This is a genomic window from Thermodesulfovibrionales bacterium (assembly GCA_026417875.1).
In the GTDB taxonomy this organism is placed as follows: domain Bacteria; phylum Nitrospirota; class Thermodesulfovibrionia; order Thermodesulfovibrionales; family CALJEL01; genus CALJEL01.
Genome location: JAOACK010000012.1, coordinates 32,196 through 41,092 on the forward strand (window position 1 = coordinate 32,196; position 8,897 = coordinate 41,092).

The 8,897-nt window shown below is 39.9% G+C and carries 11 protein-coding genes; 10 read left to right on the top strand and 1 reads right to left on the bottom strand.

Going from position 1 to position 8,897, the window contains the following annotated elements; translation table 11 throughout:
* Positions 1 to 1,050, bottom strand: a complete 1,050-nt coding sequence (locus tag N2257_03855; protein ID MCX7793529.1) for a FecR domain-containing protein — start codon at positions 1,048 to 1,050, stop codon at positions 1 to 3.
* 109 nt (positions 1,051 to 1,159) lie between these two features.
* Here N2257_03855 and N2257_03860 point away from each other — a divergent pair, with 109 nt between their 5' ends.
* From N2257_03860 to N2257_03905, 10 genes are all read left to right on the top strand, one after another.
* Entirely contained in the window at positions 1,160 to 2,596 is a 1,437-nt protein-coding gene (locus tag N2257_03860) for a hypothetical protein (GenBank protein MCX7793530.1), read from the top strand.
* A gap of 1 nt (position 2,597) precedes the next feature.
* A complete protein-coding gene (locus tag N2257_03865) occupies positions 2,598 to 3,149 on the top strand; it encodes a nucleotidyltransferase domain-containing protein (GenBank protein MCX7793531.1) in 552 nt (183 codons plus the stop codon).
* A gap of 41 nt (positions 3,150 to 3,190) precedes the next feature.
* A complete protein-coding gene (locus tag N2257_03870) occupies positions 3,191 to 3,331 on the top strand; it encodes a hypothetical protein (protein MCX7793532.1) in 141 nt (46 codons plus the stop codon).
* Between the two features lie 12 nt (positions 3,332 to 3,343).
* Entirely contained in the window at positions 3,344 to 4,534 is a 1,191-nt protein-coding gene (locus N2257_03875) for a CsgG/HfaB family protein (GenBank protein MCX7793533.1), read from the top strand.
* A gap of 78 nt (positions 4,535 to 4,612) precedes the next feature.
* Positions 4,613 to 5,827 (top strand): S-layer homology domain-containing protein, encoded by a 1,215-nt coding sequence (locus N2257_03880; protein ID MCX7793534.1) that lies wholly within the window; start codon positions 4,613 to 4,615, stop codon positions 5,825 to 5,827.
* A 14-nt stretch (positions 5,828 to 5,841) separates the two neighbouring features.
* Positions 5,842 to 6,774: a hypothetical protein gene (locus tag N2257_03885; protein ID MCX7793535.1), complete on the top strand. Its 933-nt coding sequence runs from the start codon at positions 5,842 to 5,844 to the stop codon at positions 6,772 to 6,774.
* A gap of 13 nt (positions 6,775 to 6,787) precedes the next feature.
* Positions 6,788 to 7,246 carry a hypothetical protein gene (locus tag N2257_03890; protein ID MCX7793536.1) on the top strand — a complete coding sequence of 153 codons (459 nt, stop codon included), beginning with the start codon at positions 6,788 to 6,790 and terminating at the stop codon, positions 7,244 to 7,246.
* 25 nt (positions 7,247 to 7,271) lie between these two features.
* Positions 7,272 to 7,487, top strand: a complete 216-nt coding sequence (locus N2257_03895) for a PLD nuclease N-terminal domain-containing protein (protein ID MCX7793537.1) — start codon at positions 7,272 to 7,274, stop codon at positions 7,485 to 7,487.
* Between the two features lie 14 nt (positions 7,488 to 7,501).
* Complete coding sequence (locus N2257_03900; protein ID MCX7793538.1) at positions 7,502 to 7,957, top strand: hypothetical protein; 456 nt, start codon at positions 7,502 to 7,504, stop codon at positions 7,955 to 7,957.
* The coding region (locus N2257_03905) for a hypothetical protein (protein ID MCX7793539.1) at positions 7,954 to 8,897 on the top strand (944 nt) is incomplete at its 3' end. The genes N2257_03900 and N2257_03905, both read left to right, overlap by 4 nt.

Sequence of the window (8,897 nt, forward strand, 5' to 3'; positions counted from 1 at the left end):
TTATTCTGTAAGTTTCAGCAGTGTCTCAACATTCATAATATGTTTGCCCTCCGGATATTCCCTTTTATACTGAAACAACCTCTCCCTTGCCTGCCTTTTAAAACCCAGTTCATAAAGGGTCATGGCTGTAAGATAAAGGGCTGTTTCCCTCTGGGGTACCTCTGGATACTCCTCCAGTATAAGTAAATATTCTGCAAGGGCTGCTTCAGGATTTCTTAAAAATCTTGAATACACTGCTCCCCTCTCTAGTCTTGCATCAGATCTTATTTCAGGGTTATCTGAAAGGTCAAGGGCAATCTGATATATATAAAGTGCCTCATCGTATTTTCCGCTATCAGCAAGATAATGGCCATAGTTTATATTCCATCTCGCAATTATATGGGGAAGGGCACCTGATATCTCCCAGTCCCTTGGTGGTTTCGGGCCTGTTATCTCAGAAAGTCCTGTCTTCGCTCTTTCAAGAGCCGTGCCTGGTTCAACCTTTACAGGATCAGCAGGAACATAACCACGGGTATTCTGGACCATGGTATCTGGTTTGAGTGCCTTTTCTCCCTTCTCATAACCAGAAATGGATACCACATCCTCATTTCCAAAGAATACATTTGCCTGCCCCTGTGTGAGCATCATGAACTCTGTGCCTTTGATACCAGCAACTGCAGTGGGACTTTTCACCCGGTAATTGACAGTCTGACCTGTGAATCTAGTAATCGTTGCCCTTAGCTTTCCCTGTGTAATAGAAAATAATCCGTCCTTTCTTCCATCGCCAATTATGTATTCATTTATCTCAAACTCTGTATTCTCTGAAAGGGTGAAGGTGCTACCATCACTGAGTTTAATTAAAGCCCAGCTTTTTTGTTCTGTCTTTATCCAGTAACCTTTTTCAAGAGAAAGACCCCTTTTTGCCTTTTTATAAGGTATGCCAGCCTTTTCCCTGTAAAACACTGACCCATCAGTCTTTTCGATCTCACCGATTGAAGCAAAGGCAGTATGGAAGGTTAAAAAAATAAAGACAACCATAAAGTAATATTTCATTTTCTTTATCTCTTTCATATCCGCACCTCCCTAATTCAAGAGGAATGTGAAAATTCCCTTGACAGGAGTTATTATATAATGATAGCTCTAAAACAAGAAAGGTAAAATTCACATGGGGGTAATTTATATGAGGAAATTAGCTCTAATCGCTACAATTAGCTTAAGCATGGCTTTTTGCTCTATCTTGTATGCTCATACAATTGGCTTTAAAAAGGACATTGAAGTAGGGATAATAAAAAAAGATGGTATGAGGCTGAGTGGCATCTTAAAAGAATTTCATGATGCAACTGGCATAATTATTCCAGAACCCAATGATAGAAACATCGAGCCCATTCCTCCAGAGTTTGAGGCCTTTCCAAAAAGTCTGACTGTAAAACCTCAGGAACCACCAAAGCTCCCTCAGCCAGTTCTTAAACTATCTCAAACAAAGGTGACAAAGGGTATTAAGTGTATTGATTCAGAAGGAGAGGCAGCTATAATTAATAATGATATCCCCTCTGCAAAGGCAGAGGCTATAGCAAGGGCAAAGTGGAATGCCATTGAACAGGTAGCGGGAGTGCAGGTAAGAGCTCAGACAGTTGTTCAGAACATGGCACTTGTTGATGATATGGTCACCAAACAGATAAAGGGTCTTGTAACAGGATACACATTAAAAAAGGGATGGCAGGAAGATGGTGTTTATAAAGTGATTGCTAATGTGTGTATTGAGACTTCTCTGGCAGATGATGCAGCAAGTATGCTCGGCCTGAATAATTCTATTGCAGTATTCATACCTGCAAGAAAGCCAAGGCTTGTGAGTGAGACCGAGGAGAGACAGATAAAAGGAACAGGAAAAAGAGAGACCTATGGCTTTAAGACAGAGGATGAATATGAGGAAAGTAATATTTTAAGCGAGACCATTATTGGAAGGTTAACAGAAAAGGGGTTAACAGTTATTGATATAGCACCCGGTAATATTACAGAGGCAAGGCAGGTTGAGGATGCTATAAGGAGTGGAAATTATCTCATCCTCAAGAGCTACATGTATCAATACCTTTCCAATATACTTCTGATAGGAAAGGTGGATTACACCATATCCACAAAAAAGGGACAGGACATTGGCTATGGAATCTCTATGCCCTTTAATAATGTGACCACAAGACTTACTTACAGGATTGTAGCAAGGGATCCTGAAACAGGTCGGATAAGAGTGCTTGCCGCTGGTGAAGAAGAAGGAAAGGGACTTGCCCCCAATATAGAGGATGCAGCAGCCAGGAGCATGAAGGACCTTGCTGAGAAATTCACACCTGTTGTATTTGATAAACTCAGTCAATACATCCAGGGTATAACAAAGAGGGTCAGGATAAGGGTTCTCGATATAAAGGACACAGGAACCAGTTTTGCTATTAAAGAGATCATTCAGAACACAGCCTGGGTTACAGAGGTAGAGGAAAAGGGGCTTGGCGAATTTATGATTGCCTATCCAGAAAACACAGTCTATCTTGCAAACAGTCTCAGCCAGAAGGGATTTGAGGTGGTGGATTTTTCTAATTATTCTCTCACCCTGAGATACAGGGGCTTATAAAATGGAACTCTATGAGCAGATAAATAAATTAAGGGACTATCTATTGAGTCTACCTACCGGAAGATACATAGGTAAGATTATCCTTTTCGGAAGCCATGCAAAGGGATATGCTACCAGGGATTCAGATATTGATATTCTTCTTATTACCATAAATGGTAAAGCTCTAAGGGAGGAGCTATTAGATAGTATTTATGATTTTATGACAGAAGAGGGCATTCCCATTGAGGTGGTGTTTGGAAATGTAAATGACATTTATTTTTCAAAAGACCCTTTTATATCAAATGTGCTCAGATACGGCGTGGAGGTATATTCAATGAATGAATCAGAACTCAAAAGATCGGTCATAGAAGGTCTGTTAGGTCTTGCTGAAGAGTATCTTAAAGGAGCAGAAGAGATAGCAAACAGTGGTCATTTGAGGATAGCAATAGATGCAGGTTACAACGCAGCAGAACTGGCAGTAAAGGCCCTTATTCTTTTAAAGCAGGATGATTTGCCAGGTAGCCATGGTGGCATTGCAAGCCTTTTTGGGCCAGCTTTACATAAAGACTGCTGAAATAGAGAGAGCTTGGAAGGGCTCTAAACAGAGCACTTGAATTGAGAAACAGGGCAAGATACAGGATAGATGCTTCCATTAACAAAGAGGAAGTTTTTTCTGTGCTTGAGCTTGCAAAAAAGTTACTTTATTTTGCTACCTTAAAAAAGGACTCCTTTTTTGGAGGAGAACAAAAAATGTAAAGGAGGTTATTGATGGTAAAAAGAGCATTTATAATTTTCTTCCTTTTTCTTGGCTGTGCACCTATGGTAGTGAAGATTGATCCAACCACCTTTATTGTAGATACAGGTCCAAAAGAAAATATTCCTCCAGTATGCAGGTCTGCCTATGAATCCGTAACCCCAAAGGTAGCTGTAGCAAATTTTACAAACAATACCACCTTTGAATATGCAAGGGTTGTCCAGGAAAATGTGCGAGGAGCATCCCAGAGAACAGCAGTAGGTGGTGCTGCAGCAGGAGTGGCTCCTGGTGCAGCAGGCATTGTATGGGGCGTAAAGGAGAGAGCACAGTTTGAGAGAGAATCCCAGAGGATAGAGCGAGAATTTAATGCGAAACTTTCAGAGAGTGTTGAAGATGGAATAACCGATGAGATAGTTAATATGGGCGGTGCAAAGGTTTATACAAGGAGTGAGATGAAGAAGGTGCTTGAGGAGCATAAATTCCAGGCATCAGGTCTCGTTGATGAATCCACACTTGTTCAGTTAGGAAGGATTGCTGGAGTTAGATACATTATCACGGGTTCAGTAAATAATGTGGACCTTAAGTGGGTTACCCTTGAGGAGGCAAGGGCAGCGGCAAAGGATATATTTGGAAAGGTTGGCATGGTAATGGCAGCTGGCATGGAGGCACAGGAGGGCTGGAATATTAATGCTGAGATTTCCATAAGAATAATCGATGTTGAGACAGGAGAGATACTTTTTTCAAAGATTGTCCGCGGCAGGCATGTAATTGGAAAGATGGCCTATCCGAATTTTGATGCGATGATAGGTGGAATAAAAAAGGCTGCATCAAATGCTATTGCTGATGCAAGACCAGAACTGTCAAAATGGTTTACTGTTAAGGGTTATATCCTCCAGACCAGAACCTCTCCTGATGGCAGACAGAGGGCTGCACTCGTGAGCATAGGTGAGAAGCATGGCCTGAAACCTAATTCTGAGCTTATAGTTTATACCTTCCAGGAGATTCAGGATCCCTTTACAGGAAAGCCATCCTGTGACACAGTCAGACTTCCGGTAAGGCTCATTGTTACAGAACAGCTTCAGGCAGACAAGGCCTGGACAATAATAGAGGGCAATCCAGACCAGGTCAAGCGTGTGAGGATGGGCCAGCTTGTAGAAAGGGCACCTCTAAGAGGAAAGGGTTTCTTCCAGACTATAGGTCATTGATGTGAAAATTACCTTTACAACTGAGAGAGCTCATTATATTATAAGTTGAGAATATGAGCTATCTTTAAGGAGGTCTTTATGAAAAAGCTTTCTTTAATAACACTTCTTCAAATGGTAATCTTACTTTTTATTTCAGGATGTGCAAAAAAGCCTGTTGAAAAATGCCTTGCTCCAGAAGATAATGCTCCACACCATTATCTAATGGGTATGGAAGCCCTTGAAAGAGGAAAGACAGATACAGCAATAGAGAAATTTGAAAGGGCGCTATACTGTGATGAAAAATTCTCAATGGCACAATCTGCTATGGCAATAGCCCTTGCTGAGAAGACAAGGCTGCAGAAGGATCCAAAATTCAGGCAGATTGAGCTGGAGAGAATAGAGGAAAGGCTTAAGAAGGCAAGAAAGCTTATGAGGAGTCCAGAGGATCAATTTGACTACAATTTGGCAGTAATGAGAGTGAATACTATATTAAAAATTGATGACTGGCTTAATAAGGTAGAGGATGCCTACAGGGACACAATGAAGCTCAAGGTAGATGAAAGGAAGATGATCTATTATCAGGGAACAGAGGCAGGCCATTACTTTATGGGTATTGCCTATCTCGATGCCCTCGAATTTCAGAAGGCAAGGGACAGGTTTGCCGATGTACTAAATGCAAGGCGTGAAGGAAAGTGGCATGCACCTGCTGATAGGGCCTGGAAAAAGACAGATAAGATTGTCAGGGCAATGGCAGGTATCACTATTGGAGATGTTGGTAAAAAGATTGCCATTAAGGATGCTATAACAAGGGGAGATCTCGCAGCCCTTTTAATTGATGAGCTGAAACTTGATAAACTCTTTGCTGGCAGGATCCCTGTCCGTACAGAGGTGGAAAAACTCAGGCCAGAGTTTGTCCCTGCTGATATAATGGATCATCCCTTTAAGGAAGAGATAATCACTATTCTTAAATGGAAGGTTAGGGGTCTTGAGCCAAAGTATGATGAGACCACAAAGGCCTATCTCTTCAAGCCAGAGGATTTAGTAAAACGTGGTGAGATGGCATTCATCCTTGAGGATGTGCTTATAAAAATAACAGGTGATGAAAGGATTGCTACTGCCTATTTCGGTCATGAGAGGTCACCATTTCCTGATGTGAGACCGACATCACCTCTTTACAATGCAGTTATGAACATGACAACCCGCGGCATAATGGAGCCGGAGCTTTCTGGTGAATTTAGAATAGATGATCCGGTTGATGGTGCAGAGGCACTCCTTGCAATAAGGGTCTTAAAACAGAGAATGAATATTTATTAATCAGGAGGTTAAAAATGAAAAGAGTTATAGTACTTATTTTTTCAATCCTTCTAATGGCATGCCTTGCCCTTGCCCAGCAGGACATACACCAGCATACGGCTGAGCCATCTCCACAGATATCAGCCACATTCCAGCTTGCAAATCAGTGGCTCCAGCAGAATAATCTCTCTATCACAACAACACCTGAACAGGCATTTGTAAATGATTATCTTCTTGTTGCAGCAGAGGGACTTCCCTCACCTACAGCAAGGACACCAGGACAGAGAAGGATCACTGCTGAGCGTGCTGCAACTGCACTTGCATACAGACAGCTTGCTGAGATACTTGAAGGAGTTGCTGTTGTTGGCGACACCCTTGTTAAGGATGCAGAGCTCCAGTATGATGTTGTAAGGACAGCAGTTGCTGGTTTTATAAAAGGTGCAGAGATTGTTTATAAAGAATGGAACCCCCAGGAAGAGGTTGCCCTTGTAATAGTAAAAGTAGGAATGTCAGGACCGAAGGGTTTTGGCAGCCTGATGTATGAAAAGATAATGGGCGACCCGAATATAAAAAAAGACCTACTTAAACCAGAACCCTCTTTTAAAACAAAGCCTGTTACTCTTGAAGAGAATTATGATGGTCTTATAATTGATGCCACAGAGGTGAATTTCAGGCCTGCTCTTATTAACAGGATATTCACACCAAAAGGAGATATCCTTTATGACCCATCAAAGGTGAGTCAGAAGGTCCTTGTAGAACAGGGCTGTGGTGAATATACAAACAGTATAGAGAAGGCAAAGGCAGCCCTTGAGAAGAGGGGGGTAAAAAATCCCCTTATTGTGAAGGCAGCTGGGACAGTCACTCCTTCAGACCTGCAGGTCTCTGAGGAAGATGCAGTGAGAATCTATTCAGCAAACCAGAAAGCCAATTTCTTTGCCTCTGCAAAGGTAGCCTTTGTCCTGAGATAAAAAGGAGTTGGGGTTGAGGAAGAGAGATAGATTAAAGGTTTTAAAACTCAGCCCCAACATTTTATTTTTTCTTATACTGATATGTGCAGTTCATGTAATTACAAACCGCGCCTCTTCAGCAGAACTCTCAAGGGATCAGGAGCAGAAGATAGAAAAGATAGCCCTGATTCTTTCAGAAGAGCTTGCCAGCAGAAATATAAAAGGTGTAACCCTAAAAAACTTTTTTGACCTGAGGGGCAGGACAGGCTCCTTTGAGAAGATACTCTCTGAAAAACTCAGAAAGGCCCTCATAAAATTCAGTAAAAGAAGATTTAAGGTTTTCACAAAGGATTCCGAATTTATTATAAAAGGCACAGTTATACCATATTCTGAAAAAAACAGATTTGACCTGAAGATAGAACTCATTAAGATAAAGACACAATCACAAGATGAAGAGGTTCTTTTTACATATACAGGAATTTTTAAAAGATGAGTGATGATTTAAAGGAGGAATTGACATGGTGGTTGGAGCATCTGAGATATTTGTCCTTTTTATTCTGTTGATTTTTATAGGTATCTTTGCGGTCTGGCTTTTTGCTCTGATTGACATCTTAAAGAGTGAGTTTACCGGCTACAATAAGATTATCTGGATACTTGTTGTACTCTTTATCCCACTTGTTGGCGCAGTATTGTATTTTATCATCGGAAGAAAGCAGAAACTTAATCAGCGCTGAAAAGGAGATTTGTAATGGGTTATTTATTTTTCCTCTTTGCACTTGGCAATCCTGTTTATACTGCTCATGACCCTAGATATACTGCATGGAGACCAGGTAGAAAAGAGACAACTCTTTCAGGCTCAAATCAGTATGCCTTTAGAGGACTTGCAATAAAGGCAAAATGGAGAGCAGTCACAGAGGATGTCAAAAACCATAAAAAGGCTCCAATCACTGATAAAAGGGTTTTGCTTGGCATTGCAATCTTTTTAATAATCATAGGAGTGATGGCATTAAACCCCGCATTAAGTCTTTTGCTTTTTATAATTTCTGGTGTAATTTCAATAGTGGCAATAATTAAAGGTAAGGGATGGGTTAGAGTCATAGCTTTAGTTATATGTATTCTTTCAGTTATATTGATAATATCAGTAATGACAAAGGCAAAAAGTCACATGGATATATACAGAAAGAGCATTGAAGAGTTGAAATGACAATAATAAAAAGTTATGTATTGAGCAATCTTACTGATGTGAAAAAAATAATATTGATATTGTTTCTGCCGATTTTATTTTTACCCAATCTTGCCTATGCTGAGGAGGTTGAAAAATACAGATGCATAGAGGTAAGGACTGATCTTATAAAAAAAGATATTCAATACAGCATAAAAAAGGAAAACACTGCTGAGTTTATACTGAAGGATTGTATTCCTGAAAATCTGAAAATCAGTATAGGAGAGCTCAAGTTTACATATCAACAATCAAAAAGACTTGTAGAAGATGGCAGGATTGAAAAAAATGATCTTTTTATAATTGAGTGTTCTCAACCGTTCTTTGAAGATGAATTAAATATTTATAAAGTTAATCCCATAGAATTTGATAAATACATGAGACAAAGAAGGATAAAATATAATGTTTCAAAGATTTCACCTATTATTACTCCTGAGTATCCACTTTATCCAACTTTAAAACAGGTTGCAGAAAGGCTAAATCTTGAAATACCCCATAGAACATTTATTATTTTCAGTGGTTTTGGTGGTTCCTATGAATTTTTCTGCTACATTGATGGAAAACCAAAAAAGCCCTTAAAGGATAAATGCACATATACCTTTGATGAGGTCCTTGATATTCATGCAAAGAATGGAAATACTTCAGCAATTAGGGATTTAGTTGAAAAGTATCTTAAGAGATTTGACTATGAAAAGGCAGAAAGGGCTTACAGGAAGTTAATGGAATTATCTGGAAGTATTGCCTATGAAGGACTTGCGCAATTTTACCTTGCTACAGGTCAATATAACAGAGCAAAGGAAGAGATGCTTAAACAACTTCAAAACTCTCCCTATGATGCTCAATTATATATTTCGCTGGCAAAAATTTATCTATACGAGAAGGAGTATGAAAAGGCAAAATCACTCATTAATAAAGCCTTAAAACT